At 65.6% G+C, this 26,702-nt stretch carries 29 protein-coding genes; 14 read left to right on the plus strand and 15 right to left on the minus strand.

Annotated features, from left to right (window positions below; genetic code table 11):
• Position 1 precedes the first annotated feature (1 nt).
• Positions 2–556, plus strand: a complete 555-nt coding sequence (locus HNP02_RS08555) for a carboxymuconolactone decarboxylase family protein (RefSeq protein ID WP_184437122.1) — start codon at positions 2–4, stop codon at positions 554–556.
• Here the strand turns inward: HNP02_RS08555 and HNP02_RS08560 are convergent.
• Positions 553–1,500: a helix-turn-helix domain-containing protein gene (locus tag HNP02_RS08560; RefSeq protein WP_309241477.1), complete on the minus strand. Its 948-nt coding sequence runs from the start codon at positions 1,498–1,500 to the stop codon at positions 553–555. The genes HNP02_RS08555 and HNP02_RS08560 overlap by 4 nt on opposite strands.
• A gap of 106 nt (positions 1,501–1,606) precedes the next feature.
• Between HNP02_RS08560 and HNP02_RS08565 the strand changes: the two genes are divergently transcribed.
• Positions 1,607–2,008 carry a cupin domain-containing protein gene (locus HNP02_RS08565; protein ID WP_184437126.1) on the plus strand — a complete coding sequence of 134 codons (402 nt, stop codon included), beginning with the start codon at positions 1,607–1,609 and terminating at the stop codon, positions 2,006–2,008.
• A gap of 3 nt (positions 2,009–2,011) precedes the next feature.
• On the opposite strand, the gene HNP02_RS08570 is transcribed toward HNP02_RS08565, so the two are convergent.
• Genes HNP02_RS08570 through HNP02_RS08590 form a run of 5 tightly spaced genes read right to left on the minus strand, consistent with a single transcriptional unit; the run spans position 2,012 to position 4,958 of the window.
• On the minus strand, positions 2,012–2,281 hold the full coding sequence (locus HNP02_RS08570) for a hypothetical protein (RefSeq protein ID WP_184437128.1): 270 nt from the start codon (positions 2,279–2,281) through the stop codon (positions 2,012–2,014).
• Positions 2,278–3,672 carry a dihydrolipoyl dehydrogenase gene (gene lpdA, locus HNP02_RS08575; RefSeq protein WP_184437130.1) on the minus strand — a complete coding sequence of 465 codons (1,395 nt, stop codon included), beginning with the start codon at positions 3,670–3,672 and terminating at the stop codon, positions 2,278–2,280. Before lpdA ends, HNP02_RS08570 begins: the two co-directional genes overlap by 4 nt.
• Before the next feature lie 30 nt (positions 3,673–3,702).
• Positions 3,703–4,161, minus strand: a complete 459-nt coding sequence (locus HNP02_RS08580; protein ID WP_184437132.1) for a hypothetical protein — start codon at positions 4,159–4,161, stop codon at positions 3,703–3,705.
• Positions 4,154–4,432: a putative holin gene (locus HNP02_RS08585; protein ID WP_184437134.1), complete on the minus strand. Its 279-nt coding sequence runs from the start codon at positions 4,430–4,432 to the stop codon at positions 4,154–4,156. The genes HNP02_RS08580 and HNP02_RS08585 overlap by 8 nt, the downstream gene beginning before the upstream one ends.
• A 28-nt stretch (positions 4,433–4,460) precedes the next feature.
• Positions 4,461–4,958, minus strand: coding sequence for a DUF779 domain-containing protein (locus HNP02_RS08590; RefSeq protein ID WP_184437142.1), 498 nt, complete (start codon positions 4,956–4,958; stop codon positions 4,461–4,463).
• Between the two features lie 51 nt (positions 4,959–5,009).
• Here HNP02_RS08590 and HNP02_RS08595 point away from each other — a divergent pair, with 51 nt between their 5' ends.
• The 4 genes from HNP02_RS08595 to HNP02_RS08610 all read left to right on the plus strand — a co-directional run bounded on the left by HNP02_RS08595 (position 5,010) and on the right by HNP02_RS08610 (position 9,649).
• Positions 5,010–7,019: a prolyl oligopeptidase family protein gene (locus HNP02_RS08595; protein WP_184437773.1), complete on the plus strand. Its 2,010-nt coding sequence runs from the start codon at positions 5,010–5,012 to the stop codon at positions 7,017–7,019.
• Between the two features lie 236 nt (positions 7,020–7,255).
• Positions 7,256–7,831, plus strand: coding sequence for a TetR/AcrR family transcriptional regulator (locus HNP02_RS08600; RefSeq protein WP_184437143.1), 576 nt, complete (start codon positions 7,256–7,258; stop codon positions 7,829–7,831).
• Between the two features lie 136 nt (positions 7,832–7,967).
• A complete protein-coding gene (locus tag HNP02_RS08605) occupies positions 7,968–9,200 on the plus strand; it encodes an NADH:flavin oxidoreductase/NADH oxidase family protein (protein WP_184437144.1) in 1,233 nt (410 codons plus the stop codon).
• Between the two features lie 119 nt (positions 9,201–9,319).
• Complete coding sequence (locus HNP02_RS08610; RefSeq protein WP_184437145.1) at positions 9,320–9,649, plus strand: hypothetical protein; 330 nt, start codon at positions 9,320–9,322, stop codon at positions 9,647–9,649.
• A 128-nt stretch (positions 9,650–9,777) separates the two neighbouring features.
• On the opposite strand, the gene HNP02_RS08615 is transcribed toward HNP02_RS08610, so the two are convergent.
• Positions 9,778–10,359, minus strand: coding sequence for a TetR/AcrR family transcriptional regulator (locus HNP02_RS08615; RefSeq protein WP_184437146.1), 582 nt, complete (start codon positions 10,357–10,359; stop codon positions 9,778–9,780).
• Positions 10,360–10,458: 99 nt separating this feature from the next.
• Here HNP02_RS08615 and HNP02_RS08620 point away from each other — a divergent pair, with 99 nt between their 5' ends.
• The 3 genes from HNP02_RS08620 to HNP02_RS08630 all read left to right on the plus strand — a co-directional run bounded on the left by HNP02_RS08620 (position 10,459) and on the right by HNP02_RS08630 (position 12,672).
• Complete coding sequence (locus HNP02_RS08620) at positions 10,459–11,226, plus strand: GDSL-type esterase/lipase family protein (protein ID WP_184437148.1); 768 nt, start codon at positions 10,459–10,461, stop codon at positions 11,224–11,226.
• 58 nt (positions 11,227–11,284) lie between these two features.
• Positions 11,285–11,650 (plus strand): nitroreductase family deazaflavin-dependent oxidoreductase, encoded by a 366-nt coding sequence (locus tag HNP02_RS08625; protein ID WP_255506328.1) that lies wholly within the window; start codon positions 11,285–11,287, stop codon positions 11,648–11,650.
• A 116-nt stretch (positions 11,651–11,766) separates the two neighbouring features.
• A complete protein-coding gene (locus tag HNP02_RS08630; RefSeq protein WP_184437152.1) occupies positions 11,767–12,672 on the plus strand; it encodes a crotonase/enoyl-CoA hydratase family protein in 906 nt (301 codons plus the stop codon).
• A gap of 91 nt (positions 12,673–12,763) precedes the next feature.
• Here the strand turns inward: HNP02_RS08630 and HNP02_RS08635 are convergent, their stop codons facing one another.
• From HNP02_RS08635 to HNP02_RS08665, 7 genes are all read right to left on the minus strand, one after another.
• Positions 12,764–13,615: a hypothetical protein gene (locus HNP02_RS08635; protein ID WP_184437154.1), complete on the minus strand. Its 852-nt coding sequence runs from the start codon at positions 13,613–13,615 to the stop codon at positions 12,764–12,766.
• A gap of 40 nt (positions 13,616–13,655) precedes the next feature.
• The gene (gene ppk2, locus HNP02_RS08640) at positions 13,656–14,513 is read right to left on the minus strand and encodes a polyphosphate kinase 2 (RefSeq protein ID WP_184437775.1); all 858 of its coding nucleotides are present in this window, start codon (positions 14,511–14,513) and stop codon (positions 13,656–13,658) included.
• A gap of 78 nt (positions 14,514–14,591) precedes the next feature.
• A complete protein-coding gene (locus HNP02_RS08645) occupies positions 14,592–16,109 on the minus strand; it encodes an aldehyde dehydrogenase family protein (protein ID WP_184437156.1) in 1,518 nt (505 codons plus the stop codon).
• A gap of 9 nt (positions 16,110–16,118) precedes the next feature.
• The gene (locus HNP02_RS08650; protein ID WP_184437157.1) at positions 16,119–16,700 is read right to left on the minus strand and encodes a PA-phosphatase; all 582 of its coding nucleotides are present in this window, start codon (positions 16,698–16,700) and stop codon (positions 16,119–16,121) included.
• Complete coding sequence (locus tag HNP02_RS08655; protein ID WP_184437159.1) at positions 16,701–17,219, minus strand: mycothiol transferase; 519 nt, start codon at positions 17,217–17,219, stop codon at positions 16,701–16,703.
• Positions 17,220–17,247: 28 nt separating this feature from the next.
• Positions 17,248–20,154 (minus strand): RND family transporter, encoded by a 2,907-nt coding sequence (locus HNP02_RS08660; RefSeq protein ID WP_184437161.1) that lies wholly within the window; start codon positions 20,152–20,154, stop codon positions 17,248–17,250.
• The gene (locus HNP02_RS08665; protein WP_184437163.1) at positions 20,151–20,585 is read right to left on the minus strand and encodes an MmpS family transport accessory protein; all 435 of its coding nucleotides are present in this window, start codon (positions 20,583–20,585) and stop codon (positions 20,151–20,153) included. Before HNP02_RS08665 ends, HNP02_RS08660 begins: the two co-directional genes overlap by 4 nt.
• 217 nt (positions 20,586–20,802) lie before the next feature.
• Here HNP02_RS08665 and HNP02_RS08670 point away from each other — a divergent pair, with 217 nt between their 5' ends.
• A complete protein-coding gene (locus HNP02_RS08670; protein WP_184437165.1) occupies positions 20,803–21,390 on the plus strand; it encodes a TetR/AcrR family transcriptional regulator in 588 nt (195 codons plus the stop codon).
• A 66-nt stretch (positions 21,391–21,456) separates the two neighbouring features.
• On the opposite strand, the gene HNP02_RS08675 is transcribed toward HNP02_RS08670, so the two are convergent.
• Positions 21,457–21,837: a VOC family protein gene (locus tag HNP02_RS08675; protein WP_184437167.1), complete on the minus strand. Its 381-nt coding sequence runs from the start codon at positions 21,835–21,837 to the stop codon at positions 21,457–21,459.
• A gap of 59 nt (positions 21,838–21,896) precedes the next feature.
• On the opposite strand from HNP02_RS08675, the gene HNP02_RS08680 reads away from it, so the two are divergent.
• From HNP02_RS08680 to HNP02_RS08695, 4 genes are read left to right on the plus strand one after another with little or no spacing between them, the layout of a single operon-like run.
• On the plus strand, positions 21,897–23,651 hold the full coding sequence (locus HNP02_RS08680; RefSeq protein WP_184437169.1) for an amidohydrolase family protein: 1,755 nt from the start codon (positions 21,897–21,899) through the stop codon (positions 23,649–23,651).
• Between the two features lie 48 nt (positions 23,652–23,699).
• Positions 23,700–24,017 carry a hypothetical protein gene (locus HNP02_RS08685; RefSeq protein ID WP_184437171.1) on the plus strand — a complete coding sequence of 106 codons (318 nt, stop codon included), beginning with the start codon at positions 23,700–23,702 and terminating at the stop codon, positions 24,015–24,017.
• 5 nt (positions 24,018–24,022) lie between these two features.
• Positions 24,023–26,188, plus strand: a complete 2,166-nt coding sequence (locus HNP02_RS08690; protein WP_184437173.1) for a LamG domain-containing protein — start codon at positions 24,023–24,025, stop codon at positions 26,186–26,188.
• 21 nt (positions 26,189–26,209) lie between these two features.
• The gene (locus tag HNP02_RS08695) at positions 26,210–26,584 is read left to right on the plus strand and encodes a pyridoxamine 5'-phosphate oxidase family protein (protein ID WP_184437175.1); all 375 of its coding nucleotides are present in this window, start codon (positions 26,210–26,212) and stop codon (positions 26,582–26,584) included.
• The last annotated feature ends 118 nt before the right edge of the window (positions 26,585–26,702 follow it).

The following is a 26,702-nucleotide window of genomic DNA, read 5'->3' on the forward strand; positions in this document are numbered from 1 at the left end:
GGTGAGCGCTGCCGAAACTGCCCCCGCCCGCATTCCGCCCGGTGGCTTCCGTGAGCTGGGTCCCGTCGGCTGGGTGATCGCCAAGGCCGGCGCGAAGCAGATCCGCGCGCCAAGGTTCACGCTGTTCACCGTTCTCGGTCAGCACAAGCTGCTGTTCTTGGCCTGGCTGCCGTTCGGCGGCTACCTCCTCGGGGCGGGCAAGCTGCCGCGCAAGGAAGCCGAACTGGTGATCCTGCGGGTCGGTCACCTACGCAATTGCGAGTACGAACTTCAGCAGCACCGTCGGCTGGCGCGCAGCCGTGGGGTCGACGCCGACCTGCAAGCGAAGATCTTCGAGGGGCCCGATGCCGAGGGGCTGACCGATCGCCAGCGCGTGCTGATCACCGCAACCGACGAGTTCGTCGTCACCCGGTCGGTGTCAGCCGAGACGTGGGCGGCGCTGGCGACTCATCTGGACCGACCGCGGCTCATCGAATTCTGCATGCTCGCCGGTCATTACGACATGCTGGCGGCCACCATCGCCACCCTGCAAGTTCCGCTGGACTTCCCCGACTAGATCGGCGGAGACAACCCAGGCCCGAACCGTCGCCGGTAGTCCGTCGGCGTCAACCCGGTTTCCCGGCGCATCAGCGTGCGCAGGTTCGCCGGGGTTCCCAACCCACTCGTACGTGCCACCGTCTCGAGACTCGACTCGCCGCGCTCGATCAAACGACACGCAAGGGCCAATCGCTGACTGGTCAGCCACGCCAGCGGCGTCGTGCCGAGTTGTGACGTGAACCGACGATGCAGCGTGGCCGGGCTGACCATCGCCCTCGCCGCCAGTTCGGTCACGGACAGCCGCTGATCGAGCCTGTCCTGTGCCCAGTCGAGGACCGGGGCGAGTGATTCGTCGGCGACGGCGGGCACGGGCCGTTCGATGAACTGCTTCTGTCCGCCGTCCCGGTGCGCGCTGAACACCAGTCGGCGGCTCACGGCGTTGGCGATCTCGGCGCCGTGGTCGCGGCGTATGACATGCAAACCGAGGTCCAGCGCGGCGGCGCTACCCGCAGCGGTGAGGATGTCCCCATCGTCGACGAAGAGCACGTCCTCCACGAGTGCCACGTTCGGGAACCGAGTCCTGAACTCGCCGGCCCACTTCCAGTGCGCAGTAGCCCGGCGGCCGTCGATGACACCCGCCTCGGCCAGTGTGAACGCTCCGCTGCAGAACCCGATCAGGCGGGTACCGCGACCGTGCGCCCGCCGGATCGCCTGCAGCACCTCTGGGCGTCGGGGCGTCTGGACGTCGGGCCGATTCGGCACGATCAGCGTGTTCGCGGACTCCGCGGCGTCGATTCCGGCAACGCCAGTCAAGGTGAATACGCCGTCCCTCATCCGCGTATGCGTTTCTGGCGAGCAGAGCTGGAAGTCGTAGAGGGCACGCCCGAGCTCTGGTCGAGGCAGGCCGAATATCTCCGTGGCGCAGCTCATCTCGAAGGGGTTGGAGTTCTCGTCAACGATCACCACGACACGATGTGTCCGACCATCGGCCGAAGGTTGAGAGGATCGTTTCGCCATGTGCGATTTCTAGCACTCACCAGAACCAAGCTCAACCGGCCAGGATCGACTCGTGACCACCAATCCGATCAGCCTCGAGCACGCGCTGGCGTCGTTCGACGCCTTGTGGAGTCCCCGAATCGTTACGCGCGTAAACGACTACGACGTCCGGATCGCCAAGCTCAAGGGTGACTTCACGTGGCACTCTCACACCGACACCGACGAGTTCTTCCTGGTCCTGGACGGTGTCTTGAACATCGCGTTGCGCGACGCCAACGGCGAGCGCACGGTCCGACTACCGACGGGATCGTTGTTCACCGTGCCAAAGGGCGTGGAGCACAAGCCTTTCACTGCCGAGGGGGCGTCGATTCTCCTCTTCGAGCCCACGGGCACGCTCAACGTCGGCGACCACCACGACGAAATACCCGGCTACGTCGACACCACCAAGGGCCGGGCACTGAACTTCGCCGACTGATGCCTACAGGTAGGTGACCCCGAGCACGCACAGCGTCAGCAGCACCGGGGAGATGGGCAGGCACCACAGGAACGCCGCCTTGGCGGACGCCTTGCGCCGGTGATACACCCAGCCAAGCCAGCCGAAGACGACGCCGAGCACCAGGCAGACGGCCGCGATCACCAGCACCCAGACATTCACCGTCGTGGTCGCGACCGCGAAGGAGATGGCGATCAGCCACAGGATGTGACCGATGAGCAATCCGCCGATCCCGGCGACGACGTTCTCTCTCAAAAGTTGATCATGTGTCCGGCGAGGCCGTGGAAGCACTCCTGCAGTGCCTCGGACAGCGTCGGATGGGTGTGCACGTTGCGGGTGAGCTCGTTGACCGTGAGGTCCCACTTCTGCGCCAGCGTTAGCTCTGGCAGCAGCTCGGAGACATCATGCCCGATCAGGTGCCCACCCAGCAGCTCGCCGTACTTGGCGTCGGCGATGATCTTGACGAAGCCGCCGGGTTCGCCGAGCCCGTGTGCCTTACCGTTCGCGGTGAACGGGAACTTCGCGACCTTGACGTCGTAGCCCTCGTCGCGGGCCTGCTGTTCGGTCAGTCCGAAGCTGGCGACCTGCGGCTGGCAGAAGGTGGCGCGCGGCAACATCCGGTAGTCGCCGAGTGCGAGAGTCTCGGCGCCTGCGATGGTTTCGGCCGCGACGACACCCTGCGCCTCGGCGACGTGGGCGAGCTGCAGCTTGGCCGTGACGTCGCCGATCGCGTAGATGTGCGGCACCGAGGTGCGCATGTACTCGTCGATGCCGATGGCCCCGCGCTCGGTGACCTGCACGCCCGCCTCGTCAAGGCCGAAGCCCTCGACGTTGGGGGCGAAACCGATCGACTGCAGCACCTTGTCGGCCTTGAGCTCGGTGGTCTTGCCGTCCTTGCTGACCGTGACGGTCACCGTCGATCCATCGTCCTTGATCGACTCGACCTTGGTGCCGGTCAGGATCTTGACGCCGAGCTTCTTGAACGCCTTCTCGATCTCCTTGGAGACCTCGGCATCCTCATTGGGCAGGGCGCGCGGCAGGAATTCCACGATGGTCACGTCGACGCCGTAGTTGCTCATGACGTAGCCGAACTCCATGCCGATGGCGCCCGCGCCTGCGATCACGATCGACTCGGGCAGATCCCGCGCAAGGATCTGCTCTTCATAGGTGACGACGTTCTCCGACAGCGACGTGCCGGGGACCAGCCGGGTGCTGCTGCCGGTCGCGATGATCGCGTTGTCGAAGGTGACGGTCTCGGTATCACCGTCGTTGAGGTCGACCGAGAGCGTCTTGGCGTCGGTGAAGGTGCCGCGCCCGTGGATCTCGGTGATCTTGTTCTTCTTCATCAGGAAGTGCACGCCGGCGACGCGGCCGTCGGCGACCTTGCGGCTGCGGTCGAAGGCCGAGCCGTAGTCGAAGCTCACCTCGCCGGAGATGCCGAAGGTCTTCGCTTCCTTGGTGAAGATGTGGGCCAACTCCGCGTTGCGCAGCAGCGACTTCGACGGAATACAACCGACGTTGAGGCACACGCCGCCCCAATACTTCGGTTCGACGATGGCGGTGTTCAGCCCGAGCTGAGCCGCACGAATGGCCGCGACATATCCGCCGGGACCTGCTCCGAGAACGACGACGTCATAGTGAGTCACGCCCCTACCCTAGTAGTCCCTGCGCGGGCGCTAGCGGTCGATCCAGTGAAAGACGTAGGCACCGTAGAGGGCGGCCGCAGCGGCGGTCGACGCCAGCGGAGCCGACATCAAGGCGATCGCGACGGCGGAGACCAGCGGCTTGTTCTGCACCATCGCGACGAGCAGCGCGGCGACGGTGCCGACGACGATATAGACCAGCAGCACGAACAGCGGCCCGGTCTTGTCCACCGACTGGAACCACCACTCGTAGATGGCCAGACCGATGACCGCGGCGACCGTCCAGACGCCCGCCACGACCAGGGCGAACATCCAGCGCTTGAGGTACTGGCTGGTGCCGGGGACCAATTCCGGTGCGACGAACGTCGGCAGTGGTTCCGACGGGTTCTCCGTCGGGGGCTCGGTCGCGGTGATCGGCTGCGCCTCGATCGCGCCCGTGTCGAACAGCGGTGTCCAGTGCGTCGTCGGCTCGCCGGTCTGAAGTTCAGGCACCCGACACCACCTGCATCGCGACCAGCGCGCCGAACCACCCAGGGGTCAGAGCCAACACGAACGCACCGAACGTGGTGATCCACCGCCGGCCGGAGAACAGGATGAGCAACATGCCGATGGCGCTCGGCACCCCGACCACGACCGCGATCACGGCGTGCGGGCGAATGCTTGCAGTCACCAACAGGGTCGATCCGATACCGGCGAGCAGCCCCACCGCGACGCCGATCAACATCACACTTGTCAGCAGCCACGCTCGCGGGAGCGGAATCACCCTTCCAAGGTAGCGCGGCGATCGGCCGCTATGGCGTTACGCCCGCGGCGTGCCGCCGCGGTATCGGGCAGGCATCTTCGGCCTGCGCGACGATGTGCGTGCCCGTTTCAGCCGGGCGCGCGCCGTCGGCGTACTGCTCACCGGTCACCGGTGGGTGATCGGCGAGCTCGGCGTTCTCTACGTCGGTGAACGCCCGTCCCCGGGACAGGAACCGCATGCCCTCTGGCGCTTCGAGGCTGAATCCGCCGCCGCGACCGGGGACGACGTCGATCACCAGTTGCGTGTGCTTCCACGCGTCGAACTGGGGACCGGAGATCCAGACCGGAACCTTGTCACCGACGTCGAGGATCGACAGCAGCACGTCCCGGTCACCGATGATGAAGTCGCCGTCGGGGTAGCACATCGGCGACGACCCGTCACAGCAGCCGCCGGACTGGTGGAACATCACGGCACCATGTTGGTCCTGCAGTCGACGCAGCAGGTCGGCGGCGTCCGCGGTGATCAGCGCTCGGCTCGGAGGGGTCATGAGGTCCCATCTACGGGTGCAACTCCGCTCACACTACGCGTGACCAGCACAATGGTTCCCGTGGATTCAGACCCCCATCTGTGGCTCGAGGACATCACCGGCGACGACGCACTGGAGTGGGTGGAGGCGCACAACGAGCCGACCCTGTCCGATCTTGGCGGTGAGCGCTTCGAGCAGATGCGCGCCGAGGCGCTGGAGGTGCTCGACACCGACAGCCGCATCCCCTACGTCCGGCGCCGCGGCGAGTACCTGTACAACTTCTGGCGCGACGCGGCCAACCCGCGGGGGCTGTGGCGGCGCACCACGCTGGACAGTTACCGCACTGCCGAACCCGACTGGGACGTCCTCATCGACCTGGACGAGCTTGCGGCCACCGACGACGAGAACTGGGTGTGGGCGGGCGCCGACGTCATCGAGCCCGACCTGACGCTGGCACTGATCGGGTTGTCGCGCGGTGGCTCTGATGCCTCCGTCGTGCGTGAATTCGACATGCGGACACGGCAGTTCGTCACCGACGGCTTCGAGCTACCGGAGGCCAAGACCGACGTCACCTGGCAGGATGCCGACACCGTCATCGTCGGAACGGACTTCGGCTCAGGTTCGCTGACCGACTCCGGTTACCCGCGAATCACCAAGCGGTGGAAGCGCGGAGAGCCGTTGGCCGACGCCGAGACGTTGTTCGCCGGAGAGGTTTCCGACGTCAGCGTTGGCGCCGGATTCGATCCGACCCCCGGCTTCGAGCGGCTGCTCGTCTCGCGGGCGTTCGACTTCTTCAACAGCGAGCGCTACGAACTGCGCGCCGGGGAGCTGATCAAGATCGACGTGCCCACCGATGCGGGCACGTCGATCCACCGCGAGTGGTTGCTGATCCGACCCCGAACCGATTGGACCGTGGGTTCGACGACCTACCCCGCCGGGACGCTACTGGCGACCAAGTACGACGAATTCCTTTCCGGGACAGTGGATCTGACGGTGGTCTTCGAACCCGACGAGCACACCAGCCTGGAGTCCTACACGTGGACGCGTGACCGCCTGGTGCTCGTCACGCTGGTCGACGTGACGAGCCGGCTCGAACTCGTCACCCCCGGCACCTGGCAGCGCGAGCCGATCCGGGGCGTCCCGCCGAACACCAACACGGTGATCGTCGATGCCGACGAGTACGGCGACGAGATCTTCCTGGACTCCAGCGGCTTCGACACCCCGTCGCGCCTGCTCTGGGGCCGCGTCGGCGATGAGGTCGTCGAGGTCAAGAGCGCTCCGGCGTTCTTCGACGCCTCCGACATCGAGGTGAAGCAGCACTTCGTGGCGTCGGCCGACGGCACGATGATCCCCTACTTCGTTGTCGGGCATCGGGATTCCTCCGGTCCTGGCAACACGCTGCTCGCCGGGTACGGCGGCTTCGAGAACTCCAGCACCCCCGGTTACGGCGGTGTCCTCGGCAGGCTGTGGTTGACGCGCGGCGGCACGTACGTGCTGGCCAACATCCGCGGCGGTGGCGAGTACGGGCCACGCTGGCACACGCAGGCGATGCGGGAGGGCCGTCACCTCGTCGACGAGGACTTCGCCGCCGTGGCGAGGGATCTCGTCGACCGCGGCATCACGACGGTCGCCCAGCTCGGCGCCCAGGGCGGCAGCAACGGCGGGCTGCTGATGGGGATCATGCTGACCAAGTACCCGGAACTGTTCGGCGCGCTGGTGTGCAGCGTCCCGCTGCTCGACATGAAGCGCTACCACCTGCTGCTCGCAGGCGCCTCCTGGGTGGCGGAGTACGGCGACCCCGACAACCCCGATGACTGGGAGTTCATCTCCAAGTATTCGCCGTACCAACACGTCTCGGCCGCCCGCCGCTATCCGCCGGTGTTCATCACCACGTCGACGCGCGACGACAGGGTGCATCCCGGGCATGCCCGCAAGATGACGGCGGCGCTCGAGGCGGTAGGCCAGCCGGTGCAGTACTACGAGAACGTCGAGGGCGGGCACGCCGGGGCGGCCGACAACGCCCAGACCGCCTTCCGAGCGGCACTGGTCTACGAGTTCCTGCACCGCATGCTTGGCGAATGATCGACGGTGTGGTGCTTTGGTCCCATCCGCCACGCGAGTCACCGGGAGCTAGTGGGTGCTCTTTCTGCCCACCTTCGAGCGAATTGAGCGTCAAGGGAATGGTTTCAGCCCGAAAGTCGCTCGTAGGTGGGCACTTTCACCACGACTGCTCGTTGCACCGCGCAGCGCTGCGCTTGTCGCGCTGGAGTCAGCACTGATGGATGTATACAATGACCACATTACGAAGCGAGTGTGCAGTGTCCACATCACATAGGGAGAGTTATCACCACGGTGATCTGCGCGCCGCGCTGCTGAGCGCGGCGATGCAGCTACTGGCCGAGGGCGACGAGACGACGTTGTCGCTGCGCGCCGTTGCCCGCCGGGCAGGGGTGTCGCCGAATGCTCCCTACCGGCACTATCCGGACAAGGACGCCCTCTTGGCGGCAATGGCGACGCAGGGATACCACGACTTGCGCGACGCGCTCGTGGCGGCAGACGCGGCGACCGAGGGCCGGTTCGTCGCGATGGCGCAGGCGTATGTGAGTTTCGGCGTGCACAACCCGGGCTTGTTCCGGTTGATGTTCGGTCATCCGTGCAGCCGCAGCAGCCCGGAGACCTCGGCGGCCGCGGCGGAGACGATCTCGGTACTGGCCGAGCGTGTCGGCGCCGTCGTCCCTGCCGCCCAGCACGCCTCGTTCATGGTAGGGGCGTGGTCGCTCGTGCACGGCCTGGCCGCCCTGGTGCTCGACGGCAAGTTAGACGTCGAGGGCCAGGACGCGCTCGACGAATTGGTCCGCTCCACGGTCGTGACGATGCTTGGCACCCAGACCTGACGACTCCAACACTTCTCGCCGCCACGCCCGCTCCTCCGGGGTGAGAGATCGATCTCACCAATGTTGACACTGCGCACTTCCGTTTTTAATGTGGGCATCGTCCACATAGTCTGAGCGCAACGAAGGACGGCCTGCCATGTCGAGTGACCTCTTCGAACACTTGGTACTGCCCAACGGTTCGAGGCTTGCCAACCGCATCGCAAAGGCGGCGATGGAAGAGAACCTTGCCGGTGACGGGCAGCTTCCAGACGAGCGACTCCTGCGGCTCTACGAGCGTTGGAGCGCGGGCGGCGCTGGGCTCCTGATCACCGGGAATGTCATGGTGCACGCACATGCGATGACCGGTCCGGGCGGTGTGGTCCTCGATCTGGACTCGCCACTGGAGCCGTTCCGCGCGTGGGCGCAGGCCGCGAAATCGGGCGGCGCCCGGATCTGGGTGCAAATCAACCACCCGGGCCGGCAGGTGTTCGCGGAGATGCAGGGGGTTGCCTGGGCTCCGTCGCCGATCCGCGTCGATATCGGCAGGCAGAGCAAGCGCTTCGCTGAGCCCACCGCGATGACCGAACAGCAGATCACCGAGACGATCGGGCGATTCGCCGATACGGCCCGGCTGGCCGAGAAGGCGGGCTTTGACGGCGTCGAGATCCACGCCGCCCACGGCTACCTGATCTCGCAGTTTCTGTCGCCGCTCGCCAACGTCCGAACTGACAGGTGGGGCGGTTCGCTGGACAACCGCGCACGGCTGCTGCTGGATGTGGTCCGCGCGGTGCGAGCCGTAGTCACGGCCGAGTTCGCGGTGGCGGTGAAACTCAATTCCGCCGACTTCCAGCGCGGCGGGTTCGAGGCCACCGACGCCGAGCAGGTGATCGCCATGCTCGCGCCTCTCGGCGTCGACATGGTCGAACTGTCTGGCGGTAGCTACGAGAGCCCGGCCATGTCCGGACGGCCGGCCGACGAACGAACCCAGGCTCGCGAGGCCTACTTCCTCACACTGGCCAGTGAGCTGGTGACGAACAGCCCGGTGCCGATCATGCTCACCGGTGGAATCGCCCGCCGCCCCGTCGCCGAGGAAGTGCTCGCAAGCGGTGTTGCCGTCGTCGGGATGGGCACCGCGCTTGCTGTCAACCCCGACCTGCCCATCTTGTGGCGAAACGGCACCGACGCCGAGGTGGTATTGCCCCAGATCCGGATCAAGAACAAGGCGCTGGCGGCATCGGCCGGGATGTCGCGGGTCAAACATCAACTCCGTCGCATCGCCTCTGGTCGGCCACCCGCGTCGAAGGTCAACCCGACGCTTGCGTTCCTGCGCGACCACGTGGGTCGCAAACGGACGCTCCGCCGTTACCGCACGTGGCTGGCCGCAAGATGAGCAGGAGCGAGTAGTTCCGTTGTTGCAGAACAGTTTTCGACTCCGCGCCGTACCTTTAGTCGGCGATAGCACGGTTACGCGTTGGGCTGCTTCGTCGCATCGGGCCATAGGGTGGTCTCATGAGCACGCTGTCCCTGTACATCTTCTATGCCGCCTTGGCGATCCTGCTCGTCGGGCTCCTCTTGCCGGGCTGGGACACCGCCCGGACCCCGAAGCGGGCGGTGAAGCGCCGCATCTACTGGACCGCCACCATCGTCGGAGCCGCCGTCGCGTTCATCGCCGGGCTACCCGACCTTCAGAGTTCCATCGCGTTCGTCGCCATGTGCTTCGTCCTCATGGTTGGCTGGGGATACTTCCGCACGCCGAACATCAAGGTCAACGGGCAGATCTGGGCGGCGTACCCGCCAAACCGCGATCCGGACCCAGCGCCTCCGAGCGACTCATCGTAGCGGCGCCTTCCCGCGTTCGGTCAGGTTCCGAACCGCCTACTGGAGCACCGCGGTGGTTATAGCAGTTCGGCTCGGCGAACTCCTCCATCGGGATGGTCGTGTCCCAGGTCGCGCCACCATTAGGCAGGCTACGACTCGGGGTCGAGTCCCCTAAACAGTGTTTGAGCAAGCCCCGCGGCGGTGTGATCCACCGTTTGGTCATCCATCGACGTGTCGGCAAAGCGGCTCAGGAACGCGTGCTGGAAGCATGCCCCCAGCAGCAGAGCGGCAGTGGACCGTGAGTCGACATCCGGCCGTATGCGCCCTAGATTCTGTTCGGCTGCAATGTAATTGGCCACGGTTTCGCTGATACGGTGCGGGCCGGCATCGCGTTCCAACACAGCGGCACGGTGGGCTGCCAACAGTTGCGGTTCAGAGAACACCGACGCGGCCATCACGAACGTCTCGTTATAGAAGTCGAGCGCCGCTCGCGCGAGTTCGTGCAGCGTGTCTTGCACAGATTCCTCGCCCGCTTGTTGGACGAGGTTGGCTAGCACAACCCCCAACGTGCTCGGTACACGCTCTGTCAGCACAGTCAGGAATATCTCGGTCTTGTCGCGAAAGTGCTTGTATAAAGCCGCCTCTGAGTAGCCAGCCGCCTTCGCGATCTCCTTGGTGGTCGCGCGGGCCATTCCGCGGGTGCGCATGACGTGCGCGGCCGCGTCGAGCATGCGATCTCTCGTACTCACATCCACCTCCACCTTGACAAGTTTGTGAGTCTTCACCCACTCTAGCGGTGGGTGAATACTCACTAACCAAGAGGAGCCGCTATGCCACCAACTTCCCAGCGGCACGTCGTCTGCCTTGGCGACAGTCTCACGCGGGGGCAGGTCAGCGCCGACTTCATCAAGATGCTGGCCACACGACACGTCGGCAGCACTGTCATGTTCACGAACGCCGGCGCCAACGGCGACCTCGCCTACAACGCGCTGCAGCGGCTCGACTCGGTGGTCGACCTACGGCCCGATGCGGTGCCGGTGCTGATCGGGACCAACGACGCCAACGCCAGCCTGTCTGAGAAGAACGTCCAGATGATGACGCGGATGAAGAAGCTGCCCACGCGGCCGACTATCGAGTGGTTCCGCGAAAATCTCACCGCGATCGTCGACCGCCTCTGCGCGGAAACCTCGGCACGGGTTGCCCTTCTGTCACTTCCGGTCCTCGGCGAAGAACTCGGCTCGCCATCCGTCCAGCGGTCGGCGGACTACAGCGCCGTGATCAAGGAAATAGCCACTGCGCGCAACGTGACATATCTAGCGCTGCATGAACGCCAAGTTGCCTACTTGACAGCCATGGCAACAACGCCGGGAATCCGGTATCGCGACGGCCGCCTACTTTCGGCGAGCGCGGCGACACAACACTTCGTGCTGCGCCGCTCATTCGATAGCATTTCGCACCGCCGCGGTCTGCAGCTGACGACCGACCTGATCCATCAAAACACCCGAGGGGCCACGCTGATCGCAGATCTCATCGAACAATTCCTGCAGCAAGCTGACGACACCACACAGGCTTGCCCTGCCAAACCCATAGGGAACTAACATGTCTCAGACCGGGAGCCGATTCAATCAACGTGTAATCAACCCCTTCATGGCCCGAATGGCCGGCAGCAAGTATTGGTACACCGCTCTGCTGCGGCATACCGGACGGCGGTCGGGCAAGAGCTACGCAACGCCGCTGATGGCCATGCGAGTACGCGACGGTTTCCTCATTGCGCTGCCATACGGAACGAATGTCGACTGGCTGCGTAACGTACAAGTGGCCGGGCGGGCATCACTCCAGTTGCGTGGTCAGACCTACGAGGTTGCCGATCCGGTAATAGTCGACCCGGCAACGGCATTGCCGCAGCTCTCGGCAACCATGCGCAACGCCATCCGATGGCTCGGCGTTAAGAACTACTTGAAGCTGAGGCGTGCGTCCACGGCCATTACGTCAGCACCAGGCTTCCCATTCGATTCCGCATAGCGCGGCGAACCCGACGGCCGCATCTCGGTGCAGGCACGGATGCTCAGGCCCCCATCTTGGCGGCTCGCCGACACGCCGCCCTTGACTTCCGACGCGCAAATGACTCGACTGCTGCTATGCCGACGACGCCAGACTTCGAGACCCTGCTCTACAAAACCGAACCGCCCGTCGCCACCATCACGCTGAATCGGCCCGACCAGCTCAACACCATCGTGCCGCCGATGCCCGACGAGATCGAGGCCGCCATCGGACTGGCCGAGCGGGACCCCCAGATCAAGGTCATCGTGCTGCGCGGCGCCGGACGGGCGTTCTCCGGCGGCTACGACTTCGGGGGCGGCTTCCAGCGCTGGGGCGAGGCCATGAACACCGACGGCCGCTGGGATCCCGGCAAGGACTTCGCGATGGTCTCCTCCCGCGAGACCGGTCCCACGCAGAAGTTCATGGCGATCTGGCGCGCGTCGAAGCCGGTGATCGCCCAGGTGCACGGCTGGTGCGTCGGCGGCGCGAGTGACTACGCGCTGTGCGCCGACATCGTGATCGCCAGCGACGACGCCGTCATCGGCACGCCGTACAGCCGGATGTGGGGCGCGTACCTCACCGGCATGTGGCTCTACCGGCTCAGCTTGGCCAAGGCGAAGTGGCACTCGCTGACCGGGGAGCCGCTCACCGGTGTCGAGGCCGCCGCCGTCGAGTTGATCAACGAATCGGTGCCGTTCGAACGCCTCGAGGCCCGGGTCGCCGAGATCGCGGCCAAGTTGTCCCGAATCCCGTTGTCCCAGTTACGAGCTCAGAAGCTGATCGTCAACCAGGCCTACGAGAACATGGGCCTGGCCTCCACCCAGACGCTCGGCGGAATCCTTGACGGGCTGATGCGCAACACCCCCGAGGCGCTGGAGTTCATCGACGTCGCGGGCAACGACGGAGTGCGCGCCGCAGTCGAGCGCCGCGACGGACCGTGGGGCGACTACAGCCAGGGCCCGCCGGAACGTCGCCCGGACCCGTCACACGTGATCGAACCCTAGCCCGGCAAGTGCGTCGAATTCTGCGCCAGGGCTGCATATTTCGCGCGGGCGCGACCATGATGCAGAAGTCGACAGCCCAGGTGATCGAGCCCTAAACGCTCTTGCGCAGCAGCCCGCCCACCATCGAGACGACCACGCCGAACAGCACCAGAGCGCCACCCGCCGCCAACGTCAGGTTGAGCCACTGATGCAGGCTGCCCTCGGCGTGGCCCACCATCGCCTGGGCAATGTCGCGGATGTCGCCGGTGGTCTGATTGAGCGCACGGTCGACGTAGCGCTGCGCCACCTCGATGCCCGCCCAGCCTGCGGCCCCGACGATGAGCGCCGAAACGCCCAAGGCCCCAAGCGCTTTGCCGCGCGAACGCGCCACGGCCAAGGTGAGCAACGCGAGGACGCCGGTGAGCACCATCGCACCGACGCTGGCCCACGGACCCCAACGGGCCACCTGGCGCAGCTGGCCCGGGCGCAGTGAGTCGGACACGTTCTCGGTCAGCGGGACGACCAGTGTCGACGGCGCTCGGATGCCGAAGTCTCGCAACGTCTCCTGAAACGAGCTGTCCGCCAGCATCGGCGAGAGGTCGATCTGCCAGCGTCCCGACGCGTCGGACGTCTGGACGATGTCGGTGAACAACCAGCGATGCACGATCCGGTTCGCCTGCGCGAACTGGCCGGGAAAGGCGGCGCTCCGGGTGTACGCGGTGGCCGCGCCGCTCAAGAGATCGGGCCGGACGTCGTAGCCGCTGTTGGCGGCCAGCGTGACGAGCTGACTGGTGAGCTCTGCGGCCATCGCACTCTGCACCGCGGGATCCTTCGCGGCCGACGTCGCCAACGTCGCGTAACCAGCTTCGTCGATCACGTTGTGCTGCGCCCACGCGGCGGGCACCGCGACGGCCAGCGCGGCCGTGGTGAGGACCCACATCAGAAGCGCAGCCACGAACCGCACGGCGCGTCCTCCTTGTCTGGGACGCGCGCGCGGTACACGGTCAGTCAGTCAGCGCACGTCCCACGATGAGCGGGTCGGCGTGGCCGACCACCTCGTGGTCCTTGTTGTCGTAGTCGAACTTACCGAGCACGTAGCGCATGGCGTTGATGCGGGCGCGCTTCTTGTCGTTGCTCTTGACCACCGTCCATGGCGCGACGTCGGTGTCGGTGAGCTCGAACATGTCTTCCTTGGCCGCGGTGTAGGCCTCCCACTTGTCCAGCGACGCGAGGTCCGTCGGGGACAGCTTCCACTGACGCACCGGGTCGACCTGGCGAATGGTGAAGCGGGTGCGCTGCTCGGCCTGCGTGACCGAGAACCACAACTTGGTCAGGCTGATGCCGTCGTTGACGAGCATCTGCTCGAACAATGGTGCCTGGCGGATGAATTCGGCGTGCTGGTCGGGCGTGCAGTAACCCATCACCCGCTCGACGCCGGCCCGGTTGTACCAGGACCGGTCGAACAGCACCAGTTCGCCCGCCGCAGGCAGATGCTTGATGTAGCGCTGGAAGTACCACTGCGTGCGTTCACGATCGGTGGGCTTCTCCAGCGCGACGACGCGGGCGCCGCGGGGGTTGAGGTGCTCCATGAAGCGCTTGATCGTGCCGCCCTTGCCCGCTGCGTCGCGTCCCTCGAATACGAAGACGTGTCGCAGGCCGTTGGACTGGCTCCACTTCTGCAGCTTGAGCAGCTCGATCTGCAGCAGCCGCTTCTGCCCCTCGTAATCGTGGCGCGACATGCGTTCGTCGTACGGGTAACCCTCGCGCCAGGTGTCGACATCCGATCCGCTCGGGTGGTGCACCAGCACGGGGTCGTCGTCATCGTCGTCGCGAACGGAATAGAACTCGGTCCCTTGAAGCATGGTCACGGACAGAAGGTATCGACCCCGGCATAAGCGACGGTGTCGCGCGGGTGAACGGAAGGTAGCGCGAAGGTCGGGTTACTTGGCCGCGCGGCGCGGCCGGATCAACGCGAGCTTGGTCATCATCTTGTTCATCCGCTTCGTCGACTTCAGCGAGTTGTTGTAGTACGTCCCGCCCGCGCCCACGTTGGTGCGCGGTGAGACGATCACCTCCTGGCGGCAGAACTTGCGCAGCCCGTCGGCGCCGCCGAAGCGAGCCCCGATGCCCGAGGTCTTCCAGCCGCCCATCGGCGCGGTGGTACACATCAGGTTGGAGATGACGTCGTTGATGTTGACGGCTCCGCAATCGAGTTCGACGGCAACGTCTTTCGCACGCTCGATGTCCTTCGAGAACACCGAAGCGCTCAAGCCGTATGGGCTGTCGTTGGACAGCCGCACGGCCTCGGCCACGGTCGACACCTTCATGATGGGCAACGTCGGTCCGAAGGTCTCCTGCATCATGCAGTCCATCGAGTGGTCGACGTCGACGAGCACGGTTGGCTCGTAGAAGCTGCCGGGCCCGGTGGGCCGCTTGCCGCCGGTGAGCGCCCTCGCCCCCTTGGCAAGTGCGTCGGCGACGTGACGCTCCGCGACGGCGACCTGGGTGTCGTCGATCAACGCGCCAAAGTCGTTCCCGTCGCCTGGGCCCATCTTCAGGTTCTCGACGTCGCGCACCACTGCGGCGACGAACTGGTCGTAGACGGGCTCCAGCACGTACACCCGCTCGACCGACACGCACGTCTGGCCTGCATTGAAGAAGGCCCCCCACACCGCGGCGTGCGCGGCCAGGTCGACGTCGGCATCCTCGAGCACGATCATCGGGTCCTTGCCGCCGAGCTCGAGGCTGATCGGGGTGAGCCTCCGCGCCGCGCGTTCCGCCACCTTGGCACCCGTGGCGGACGAGCCGGTGAACTGGACGTAGTCGGCGTCGTCGACGACGGCCTCGACGGCCTCGCGTGCACCCTGGACGATCGCCATGACCTCGGGCGCGCCCGAGTCGATCCAGCCGCGCAGCAGCAGCTCGGCGGTCAGCGGGGTGCGCTCGGACGGCTTGAGCAACACTGCGCAACCCGCTGCGAGCGCGCCGATGCCGTCCATCAGAAGGTTGGCGACGGGGTAGTTCCACGGCGCGATGATGGCCACGACGGGGCGGGGCCGGTAGTGCACGGTGATCTTCTTGATCGCCAGGAATGGCAGCGCGGCCGGACGGCTCTCGGGCGCCAGCGCCTTCTCCATCGTCTTGACGTAGTACGAGGCGATCATGATGAGCATCGGTACCTCTTGCGCCGCGTCGGTCGCAGACTTGCCGGTCTCCTTGATCAGCAGCGCCTCGATCTCGTCGCGGTGCTCACCCATCCAGACCGCGAAACGGGCCAGGACCTTGGCTCGGCCTGCTGCGCCGCGCGCCTCCCACTCCCGCTGCGCGTGTCGCAGCCCGGCGGCGATGCGCGGCACGTCGGCCGGATCGGTCCAGCGCACGGTTCCTGCCACGGCGCCGGTCGCGGGGCTGAGGATGGTGGCGGCGTCGGTGGCGTCCACTTCGGGCGTTGCTGTCATAGGCCCATGCTAACCGCCGTTGTGACTCAGATCGCAGTCGGGTTGACACCTGTCAAATCCGGCGGCCCAGGCCGCCAGGCAGACCACCGAGATACCCAGGAACACCGCGCCGATGGTGTCGGTGAAGTAGTGGTAGGTGAAGGCCTGGCCCAGGACCCCGAGCACGGCGACCACCGATGCCGCCGCGACGGACCACACCGTCACCCCGGCCGCCAATACCGCCAGCCCGAGGACGACGACGGCGAGCGTCGTGTGCCCGCTCGGGTACGCGAGCACCCCGTCGCTGAGCCTGCCGAACAACCGCTTGCACAGCCGCGCCGCGGCGACCGCGAGGAGCGGTGTCGCCACGTCCACTGCGGCGAGTCGCCATCGCCTGCGGAACAGGGTGGCCGCCAACACGATGGCCCACGCGACGAGCACCACGCGCCCGTCGGTGAAGAACAGCAGCCTGCCGAGCAGCGGATGCTCCTCGCCGGTGCGGGTGAACCAGGCGTCAACGGGCGTGGTGCCCTTGCCGACGGCGAGGCCGAGGGCGACGAGTCCTGCCAGCCCGACCAGTGGCCACCACCGGACCGCGGTCGTGGCCGTCATTCAGCCTGCGATGCCTCGGATGTAGGCAGCCTGGCCAAGGTGCTGGGCGCAGTCGTCGATGATGCTGACCAGTCGTGCGCTCGCGGTGACGGGCGGGGTCCAGCGTCGGTCGACGATGCGGTCGAGCTCCTCCGGTGTCACCGAGGCGACGAACTCCAGCGTCACCTTGTGCACGGCGTGGTAGTAGCCGGCCAGCAGGTCCGCAGTCGGGCGCACCTTGCCGACCTGGTCCGGGGTGTGACCGTAGCCGTGTGAGTCGCGCGGCAGGTCGAGGTCGAGGCGGTCGGCCCAGCCGTCGCGGAACCACACCTGCTCGACGCCGGCGATCTCGCAGAGCTGCGCATCCTGCACGCGGGCGCTGTGCCAGATCAGCCACGCGATGCTGTTGGCGTCCGGGGTGGGCCGGTGCCAGGACAGTTGGTCGGACAGACCGTCGGTGAGGTCGTCGACGTGCTCGATGAGCCGGGTGAACGAATCGCGCAGCAGTTCGCGGACCGCTGCGGTGTCAGAGTCAGACATGCCCGAAACGCTACCGTCCGGCACCGACTCATTCCGTCGTCAACTCGTCATCGGGCGGCGGTTCGGTGCTGTGCCGGCCCGCAGATCCGGCCGGCGCCAGCTCGCGTTGTGGCCGGGCGGGGCGGGTACGTACGTTCAGCGGCCACCAGAACCAGCGGCCCATCAGTGCTGCGATGGCCGGCGTCATGAACGACCGAATCACCAGGGTGTCGAACAGCAGTCCAAGACCGATGGTCGTGCCCACCTGTCCCAGTACGCGTAGGTCGCTGACCGCAAACGAAATCATGGTGAAGGCGAACACCAAACCGGCTGAAGTCACCACGCTGCCGGTGCCGCCCATCGATCTGACGATGCCCGTCTTCAATCCCGCGTGGCGTTCTTCCTTGAAGCGGGACACCAGAAGAAGGTTGTAGTCCGAACCGACCGCCAGCAGGATGATCACCGACATCCCCAAGATCATCCAGTGCAGGTCGAGTCCAATGATGTGTTGCCACAACAGAACTGACAGCCCGAACGAGGCCGCGAGTGACAGTACCACCGTGCCGACGATCACAAGCGCGGCGATGACTGCTCGGGTGATGATGAGCATGATGGCAAAGATCAAGCACAGTGCGGATATGGCAGCGATCACGATGTCGTAGTTGCTGCCCTCCTGCATGTCCTTGTAGGTCGCCGCGGTGCCGCCCAGATAGATCTTCGAGGTTTCGAGAGGCGTTCCCTTGATGGCTTCGAATGCCGCGTTCTTGATTTCGGCGATGTGGGAGATGCCTTCTGGACTGGCCGGGTCCCCCTGATGGGAGATGATGAGGCGCACGGCCTTTCCATCCGGCGACACGAACTGTTTCATGCCACGTTTGAAGTCCGCATTGTCGAAGACCTCGGGCGGTAGGTAGAACGAGTCGTCGATCTTGGACTCGTCGAACGCCTGACCCATCGCGTTCGAGTTCTGTTGTTGCTCGGCCTGCTGATCCTGCTGACCCTTCTGCGTCGCGTAGTTGGTCAGGATCCGGTCGCGGTTGGCTTCCTGGCTGGCGATCTGAGGTGGAAGCAGGCCAACCAGTTTCGGCTGAATGGCATCGAGCTTGTCCAGACTCGCCGTGATATTGCCGAACTGGTCGCTGAGCTCATCGATGCCGTCGATGGCGTCGAATACCGATCGCAATGCGGAGCACGACGGGATGTCGTAGCAGTGCGGTTCCCAGTAGAGGTAGTTGCGCACCGGCCGGAAGAAGTCGTCGAAGTCGGCGATCTTGTCCCGCAGTTCGTTCACGATCTTGATGGTGTTGTGGAACGCCTCGGTCTGATCGTGTTGGGCGGCCGCGCTCTCCTGCTGTAGCGAAAGCTGTTGTCGCAGGATGCCAATCGTGTTGGAGATGTCCTGGGCCTGCCCAATGAGGTCCGACGTGCGGTCCTCCGAGTAGGACTGGTTCAACTGGGTAGTGACGCCCTGCATGCTGACCTGGTACGGGATCGAGGTGTGCTCGATCGGGGTACCAAGTGGCCGGGTGATGGTCTGGACTCGGGCGATGCCGGGCAGGTGAAACACGGACTTGGCGATCCGGTCGACGATGAGCATGTCCGCGGAGTTGCGGAGGTCGTGGTCGGCCTGGATCAGGAGCACCTCCGGATTGAGGCGAGCTTGGGAGAAGTGTCGGTCCGCCGCCGCGTAGCCCTCGTTGGCCTCGATGTCGGTAGGCAGGTATTTCCGGTCGTTGTAGCTGGTCGTGTACGACGGTAGGGCGAGGAGCCCGACCAAGGCGACCGCGATGGTCGCCACAAGAATCGGGCCGGGCCAGCGCACGACGGCGGTGCCCATCCGACGCCACAGCCGCGTGTTGGAGGCACGTTTCGGCTCGAGGAGGCCGAATCGACTTGCCACGGTCATCAGCGCCGGCGCCATGGTGAGCGCCGCCAACGTGACGACGAACATGCCGATTGCCAACGGCACACCGAGGGTCTGGAAGTAGGGCAATCGGGTGAAACTGAGGCAGAAGGTTGCGCCTGCGATCGTCAGGCCCGAACCAAGGATCACGTGGGCGGTGCCCCGATACATGGTGTAGAACGCGGTCTCCCGGTCCTCGCCGGCGTGACGCGCCTCGTGGTAGCGGCCGACGAGGAAGATCGCGTAGTCGGTGCCTGCCGCGATCGCGAGCATGGTGAGGAGATTGACCGCGAACGTCGAGAGCCCGATGATCTCGTGGTAGCCGAGAAACGCCACCATGCCCCTGGCCACCAGCAACTCGAGCATCACCATCAGCAGGACCATGACCACGGTGACGACCGAGCGATAGACGAGTAGCAACATGACCAGGATGACCCCAACCGTCACCATGGTGACCAGCTGCAGGCTCTTGTCGCCTGCGTGCTGTTGGTCCGATGCCAGCGGCCCCGGCCCGGTGACGTAGACCTTCAAGCCCGCCGGCGGCGGATCAGCGGCCACCACGTCCTTCACCGCCTGGACGGATTCATTCGCCAACGTCTCGCCCTGGTTGCCGGCAAGGTAGATCTGCACGTAGGTCGCCAAGTTGTCGGCGCTCTGCGCACCCGCCGAGGTCAGTGGATCGCCCCAGAAGTCCTGGATGTGCTGGATGTGCGTGGGGTCCGCTCTGAGCTTCGTGACCAGACCGTCGTAGTAGTGATGGGCCTCGTCACCGAGTGGCTTCTCACTCTCCAGGACGATCATCGCCGTGCTGTTGGAATCGGATTCCTGAAAGACCTTGCCCATCAGCTTCATTGCCTGCAGCGACGGCGCATCATCGGGAGTCAGCGACACCGAGTGTTCCTGGCCGACCTCCTCCAATTGCGGTACGACGACGTTCACGATGGCGGTCAGCGCCAGCCAGCCCAACAGCACCGGCACGCAGAACAGTCGAATGAAGCGAGGAATCGCCGGGTGCTTGCCGACGCGGTTTTCGTCTGCGTGGTTGGCGCTCATGCGGACTTCACCAAGCAGAAGGTCTGTGCCTTCACTCCGACTGACGTCTTCTCCGCCTTGACCTCGTCATTCACCGTGACGCGGCAGCCGATGCTGTCGCCGTCGCCCTGGGCCACGATGTTGGCGCTGGCCGACGGTGCGGTGGTGGTCAGGGTGATCGACCAGGGCAGAGGTGCGTTCGTCACCTTCTGCGGTGTCGCTTCGAGGTCGAGGTAGTTGATGGTCGCCACGGCGCCTTCCAATCCGAAGATCTCGTACTTCACGACTTTGGGATCGAACGGCTCCGCGTCTTCCGCGAGGCCGGCGCCTGGTCGGGTGATCTCGTTGTTCGAGCCGAAGAACCCGTGCATGCGATAGACCACCAATCCCCCTAACGCGACGACCACCGCGATGAGCAGCGGAATCCACGCCCGCTTCACAAGTCCGAGCACTGATGGGCCTCTCGTTCGCCTGACCTGCACTTCACCCAGCCGTCACCGATGGCGGAGGTTGCGCTGGTCGATAGTTAGCTCGCCAAACATTAAGCGATACCACTAACTATGACAAGCCGATCGGCTAAGTTAATCAGAGTCGATCGACATACGGGTCAGCCGCGGGGGGCTACCCTGAAACACTTGGTCGGCTCGTGCATCTGAGGAGGAAAGCGACTTGGCGAAGCCAGTGTCACCCCGGGGCCTCGCCAGGGAACGAGTCCTCGATGCCGCCCTCAGCCTGTTCGCCGAGCACGGAGTGCATGGCACATCGCTCAAGATGATCGCCGACCGCGTCGGGGTCAGCAAAGCTGCTGTGTACTACCAGTTTCAGTCCAAGGAAGACATCGTCATGGAAGTGATGCGTCCGACGATCGAGGACATGGCTCGCGTCATCAGAATCGCCGACGCGCTCGACGGTTGGGAAGCACAGCGGGCGGTCGCCATCAGCGGAATGGTGGAGATGGTCGTACGCCATCGACAACTGGCCGTGATGATCAACAGCGACCCCGGCATCGAGCAAATCATGATGGCTCAGCCCGACCTGAAGGCCGTGGCCGACCGACTTCGCGAGTTGATGGAGGGGCCGACACCCGACCCCATCAGCCGGATCGCATTCTCAGTCTTGTTCGGCGGGGTGGGCAAGACGGCCGCCGATCCCCTGCTCGCCGACATCGACGATGCCGACCTCCACCGCGCGCTCCTGGACCTGTCGAACCGGATCATGCAACCCGTCCCCGACAGCGTCGGCAATCGAGCACCTTAAGGCGTCACGGGCTCCGAGCAGATACCGGAAACCGTGGCGCGCCAGGTACTCCGACGCGCTGGGGAGCTAGCCCGCCGGCTGCGCACCGTGGAACACGGCCTCGACGTTGTTGCCGTCGGGGTCGCGGACGAACGCACCGAAGTAGCCGGGGTGGTACTCGGGCCACAACCGCGGCTCGTGGAGGGACTCGGCGCCCAGCGTCAGAGCGGCGTCGTAGAAGGCCCTCACCTCGTCGGTGCTGGTGGCCTGAAAGGCAAAATGGATCGGCGCGCCCACCTCACGGTCGGTGCCATCCTCGATCCAGAAGTCGGGCTTGCCGTTGCGGCCGTACCCGATGGCGGGCCCGACGTCCATCTGCCGGGAGTGGCCAAGCACTCCCAGCACGGCGTCGTAGTACTCCTTCGACTTGGTGTAATCGGCGCAGATGATTCCGAAGTGATCGATCACGGCTTCATCCTGGCATCTGCCACCGACAGAAGCTCAGAATGAAGTCGTACATTCAGGTCATGGGTTTCGATTCCGGAGCCGCCCCGGCGGCGACCTACGACCTCTGCATTCGCAACGGCACGATCGTCGACGGACTCGGCGGTGACCCGTACGTCGGCGACGTCGCGATCTCCGACGGGGTGATCGCCGCAGTCGGCTCCGTCGACGGCGAGGCGACGCGCGAGCTCGACGCCACGGGCCTGCTCGTCACCCCCGGCTTCATCGACCTGCACACCCACTACGACGGCCAGGCGATCTGGTCGGACCGCATGGTCCCGTCGTCGGCGCACGGCGTCACGACCGCGCTGATGGGCAACTGCGGGGTCGGCTTCGCGCCATGCAGGCCCGAGGACCACGACGTCCTCGTCGACGTGATGGCCGGCGTCGAGGACATTCCCGGCGTGGTCATGGTGGACGGACTGCCATGGACCTGGGAGACCTTCCCCGAGTTCCTCGATGCCCTGGATGCGGGCAAGCGAGACATCGACGTCGCGGCGTACCTGCCGCACTCCCCGCTTCGGGTGTACGTGATGGGGCAGCGCGGCGTCGATCGCGAACCCGCCACCGCAGAAGACCTCGCCCAGATGCGCAAGCTGGCGGCCGAGGCCGTCGAAGTCGGCGCCATGGGTTTCGCGTCATCGCGGCTGACGCTGCACAAGTCCGAAAGCGGCATGCCGATACCGAGTTTCGACGCCGGTCACGACGAGATCGAGGCAATCGCCCGCGGCGTCAAGGACGCGGGTGGCGGGCTGATCCAGTTCGTCCCTGACCTCGTCGCCGGCGATTACGAGCCCGCGCTGCAGACGGTCTTCGACGTCGCCGCCGACGTGGGCCTGCCGGTGACGTTCACGTTGGCCATCGGCAACGCGGGCGACCCGTTCTTCGAGGAGGGGCTCAACCTGGTCGAGAAGGCGAATGCGGCAGGCGGTGAGGTCAGCGCGCAGGTCTTCCCGCGGCCCATCGGGCTGGTCATCGGCCTCGAGCTGTCCGGTAATCCGTTCGTCCTGTATCCGAGCTACCGGGAGCTGGCGCACCTGCCGCTTGCCGAGCGTGTCGTCGAGATGCGCAAACCCGAAGTGCGCGAACGCATCTTGGCGGACACACCGGCGAGTGACGGGCATCCGCTGATGTTCGCGGTCCAGGCGTGGGACTGGATGTTCCCGTTGGGTGAGCCGCCGAACTATGAGCCCGATGCGTCGGACAGCATCGCCGCAAGGGCGCGGGCACGCGGGGTCAGCCCCCTCGAAGAGGCCTACGACCGCGTACTGGACGACGACGGACACGCGATGCTGCTGATCACGCTGGCCAACTTCCGGGACGCGTCACTGGACACCGTGGCCACCCTGTTCGGAAGGGACGATGTCGTGCTCGGCTTGGGTGACGGCGGCGCACACTACGGAATGATCTGCGACGCAAGCTTTCCCACCTACATGCTGGCGCACTGGGCACGCGACCGCGCGTCGGGCCGGCTGTCGGTGGCCGAGGCGGTGCGCGAGCTGACGACCGTGCCCGCCCGGGTGGCGGGACTGGCGGACCGGGGCCGCATCGCCGTCGGCTACAAGGGCGATGTCAACGTCATCGACCACGCGGCCGTGCGGTTGCACCGGCCCGTCGTCGCGCGCGACCTGCCAGGGGGCGGACGCCGTCTCGACCAGTCCGCCGACGGTTACGTCGCGACCGTCGTCTCCGGTGAGGTGATCGCCGAGAACGGCGTGCCGACCTCCGCGCGTCCCGGCAAGCTGATCCGCGGCAGGCAGCCCGCGCCGGTTGCCTAGACGAGTTCACCGTGCGTGAGTCTCGACGCGGATCTACGATGCGCATCGATGACTCAGTCCGCCTATCGCATCGATCCGATCACGGATCTTCCCCATGCGCGGGAGTTCATGGCCACTCCGGTCGGCCTGCACAGCCCGGGGCTGCAGCGTGTCCTCAATGTCCTTCGTGGTGAGCCGCTTGCGGGCAAGTACGTCTTGATCGAGGTCACCCCGCATCGGCGATGGCGCTTGGCACGACTGACCGGTGAACGTGGCCAACCCGTTCGCCTCCTCGACACCGAGTTCACCGATCTCGCGGCGGCCGAACGCGAAGTATTCGCCTTGCGCTGGAAGGAGCACGTCGGCCAGGACCTCGTCCTCGGCTGATTCCCATGCTCACGCTCACGGGTTACAGCGACAAGCTCTACTGCCGCCCCGGCGATACCGTCGCGTTCAAGGTCAACTGCGAAGCGGCGCCCGAATATCACGCCGAGGTCGTCCGGATCATATGCGGTGACACCAATCCCGACGGTCCCGGCGTCAAGGAGGTCGTCGTCGATACATCCGTCAACGGTGTCCACCCTGGGCGCCCGCAGCACATCAAGGCCGGCTCCTACGTAGAGGTGCCGAGCCGCCCGGTCCTCGAGAACTTGGAGAGCTTCTCGGTGGAGGCCTTCATCTGGCCAACAACGCCGGCAAAGGGTGTGCAGGGGCTCATCACGAAGTGGTCCGATTCCGAGGGCTTTGCGCTCATCGTCGACGGAGCGGGCGGCGTTGCACTGAAAACCGGTGACGGAGCACGAGATTCCGTCGTGACGGTCGGTAAACCGTTGCAGGTCCGGCGTTGGTATCGGGTCGGCGCGAGCCTCGATGCCGCGACCCGCACGGTCTCGGTCTTTCAGATCCCCCTCGACCCGGTACCCGGAATCGACGACGCCGGCGTGGTTGACGCTCGACTGGACCAGCTGCCGAAGGCGCACAACGGCCCTCTCCTTTTCGCAGCGTTCCCCGGTCCGGCAGCGGTGTTCAACGGAAAGATCGACAGTCCCCGGATCTGGAGCGACGTCGAGGCCGACGATCTCATGGGCGCCTGGGACTTCGGTTCACAGATGTCGTCTCAAACCGCCATCGACGGATCGCCCAATGAGCTCCACGGCACGGTGGTGAACTTCCCCGCCCGTGCCATGACCGGGTGGAATTGGACCGGCGAGGAGATGGACTTCAAACGGAACCCGTCCCAATGGGGCGCGATCCATTTCCACGACGACGACATCTACGACGCCGCATGGGAAACGGACTTCGAGTTGACGGTTCCCGAGACGATGACGAGCGGCGTCTACGCCGCGCGACTTCGCGCCGAAGGAGCCGAGGAGTACATCCCGTTCACCGTCGGACCCGCACCGGGCAAGGAGCAACGGATCGCGCTGATTCTGCCGACGGCGAGCTACCTGGCCTACGGTAACGACCACCTCGGCACGGACGGCGGAAACGGCGAGCTGCTCAACAACATCCTGAACGTCCTGACCCCACCTGATCTGTTCCTCAACGAGCACTGGGAGTACGGCGGGTCGCTCTACGACGAGCATTCCGACGGCAGCGGTATCTGCTACTCGTCGCGGTTGCGGCCGCTGCTGCAGATGCGCCCCAAGGTGCAGTGCCTTCTCGGTGGCTTCGGATCATCGAAGTTGTGGCAATTCAACGCCGACACCCACATCGTTGACTGGTTAGATGCCAAGGGGTTTGGCGTCGACGTCTACACCGACGAGGAGCTGCACTACGCCGGCTACGGCCTGCTGGAACCGTACGCCGTCGTGCTGACCGGATCGCACCCCGAGTACACCTCGACCGAGATGTGGGAGGCGTACCACGACTACCGCAACAGCGGCGGCCGGCTGATGTATCTCGGCGGCGACGGGTTCTACTGGCGCATCGCATTTCACTCGGATTGTCCCGGCATCATCGAATTGCGTCGCGCGGAGACCGGCGTGCGGGCGTGGGCGGCGGAGGCGGGCGAGTACTACCAGGGTTTCGACGGCCGCTACGGCGGATTGTGGCTGCGACAGGGCCGCGCGCCGCAGAAGCTCGTCGGCGTCGGATTCTCCTGCCAGGGCTTCGATCTGTCGTCGCACTACTGTCGCAAACCGGACAGCTTCTCGCCCAAGGTGGCCTTCATCTTCGCCGGTGTCGACGACGACGAACTGATCGGCGACTTCGGTTTGATCGGTGGCGGCGCCGCTGGCCTCGAGCTCGATCGCGCCGGCGCTGGGCTGGGAACTCCGCCGAACGCCTACATCCTCGCCTCCTCGGAGCAGCACACCAACGCCTACTATCTGGTGCCGGAGGAATTCCTCGAGACGGGACCGGCGCTGGGCGCTGCCGAGAACCCCAATGCCCGTGCCGATCTCGTCTTCTTCGAGACGCCCAACGCGGGGGCCGTGTTCTCCGTCGGCTCGATCGCGTGGGCAGGGAGTCTGTCGCCGAACGACTACGACAACAACGTGTCGCGCATTACCGAGAACGTGCTTCGGCGGTTCCTCGACCCAAGCCCGTTCGACTAGGTTTCGCACTATCCTCACGTCATGAGCGTGAAGGTGGATCTGGATCAGCTCGCCGATGCGCTGGCCGATTTTGCCTTCGCCTATCTGATCACCGTTGGCGATGACTACCAGGCGCGCACCGTCGCGGTCGATCCGGTGCTGCGCGACGACGTGCTCGACGTCGGAACGGTCGGCGGCGGCACGCGCCGGAACCTGGCCGCGCATGACGGCGTCACGCTGTTGTGGCCTCCGCGCGAACCTGGCGGCTACACGTTGATCGTCGACGGTCGTGGGCTGCTCAGCGCCGATGACGCGCCGCTACGGGTCGTGCCCAGCCACGCGGTGCTGCATCGCCCAGCGACCCCGGCCGCCGCGGCCTCGGCGACCGGCTGCGGCGACGACTGCATACCGCTCTGAACGCGAGTGGGAACCTCACGACAAAATCGGCGAAAACCGTCGCCACCTTCACACTCGGCGGGGAGCGCGGACACGAAAAGGCCCGGCTCGCAAGCCAAGCGAGCCGGGCCTTTCGTAG

Origin of the sequence: Mycobacterium sp. AZCC_0083 (genome assembly GCF_014202335.1) — a bacterium.
GTDB lineage: Bacteria > Actinomycetota > Actinomycetes > Mycobacteriales > Mycobacteriaceae > Mycobacterium.

Bases quoted from the DNA above. Each gene is read 5' to 3' on its own strand.
- HNP02_RS08590 (WP_184437142.1), bottom strand. From the start codon at position 4,958: ATGACCCCTCCGAGCCGAGCGCTGATCACCGCGGACGCCGCCGACCTG.
- HNP02_RS08595 (WP_184437773.1), top strand. From the start codon at position 5,010: ATGGTTCCCGTGGATTCAGACCCCCATCTGTGGCTCGAGGACATCACC.
- HNP02_RS08605 (WP_184437144.1), top strand. From the start codon at position 7,968: ATGTCGAGTGACCTCTTCGAACACTTGGTACTGCCCAACGGTTCGAGG.
- HNP02_RS08610 (WP_184437145.1), top strand. From the start codon at position 9,320: ATGAGCACGCTGTCCCTGTACATCTTCTATGCCGCCTTGGCGATCCTG.
- HNP02_RS08615 (WP_184437146.1), bottom strand. From the start codon at position 10,359: ATGCTCGACGCGGCCGCGCACGTCATGCGCACCCGCGGAATGGCCCGC.
- HNP02_RS08620 (WP_184437148.1), top strand. From the start codon at position 10,459: ATGCCACCAACTTCCCAGCGGCACGTCGTCTGCCTTGGCGACAGTCTC.
- HNP02_RS08625 (WP_255506328.1), top strand. From the start codon at position 11,285: ATGGCCGGCAGCAAGTATTGGTACACCGCTCTGCTGCGGCATACCGGA.
- HNP02_RS08630 (WP_184437152.1), top strand. From the start codon at position 11,767: ATGCCGACGACGCCAGACTTCGAGACCCTGCTCTACAAAACCGAACCG.
- ppk2 (WP_184437775.1), bottom strand. From the start codon at position 14,513: ATGCTTCAAGGGACCGAGTTCTATTCCGTTCGCGACGACGATGACGAC.
- HNP02_RS08645 (WP_184437156.1), bottom strand. From the start codon at position 16,109: ATGACAGCAACGCCCGAAGTGGACGCCACCGACGCCGCCACCATCCTC.
- HNP02_RS08650 (WP_184437157.1), bottom strand. From the start codon at position 16,700: ATGACGGCCACGACCGCGGTCCGGTGGTGGCCACTGGTCGGGCTGGCA.
- HNP02_RS08655 (WP_184437159.1), bottom strand. From the start codon at position 17,219: ATGTCTGACTCTGACACCGCAGCGGTCCGCGAACTGCTGCGCGATTCG.
- HNP02_RS08660 (WP_184437161.1), bottom strand. From the start codon at position 20,154: ATGAGCGCCAACCACGCAGACGAAAACCGCGTCGGCAAGCACCCGGCG.
- HNP02_RS08680 (WP_184437169.1), top strand. From the start codon at position 21,897: ATGGGTTTCGATTCCGGAGCCGCCCCGGCGGCGACCTACGACCTCTGC.
- HNP02_RS08685 (WP_184437171.1), top strand. From the start codon at position 23,700: ATGACTCAGTCCGCCTATCGCATCGATCCGATCACGGATCTTCCCCAT.
- HNP02_RS08690 (WP_184437173.1), top strand. From the start codon at position 24,023: ATGCTCACGCTCACGGGTTACAGCGACAAGCTCTACTGCCGCCCCGGC.
- HNP02_RS08695 (WP_184437175.1), top strand. From the start codon at position 26,210: ATGAGCGTGAAGGTGGATCTGGATCAGCTCGCCGATGCGCTGGCCGAT.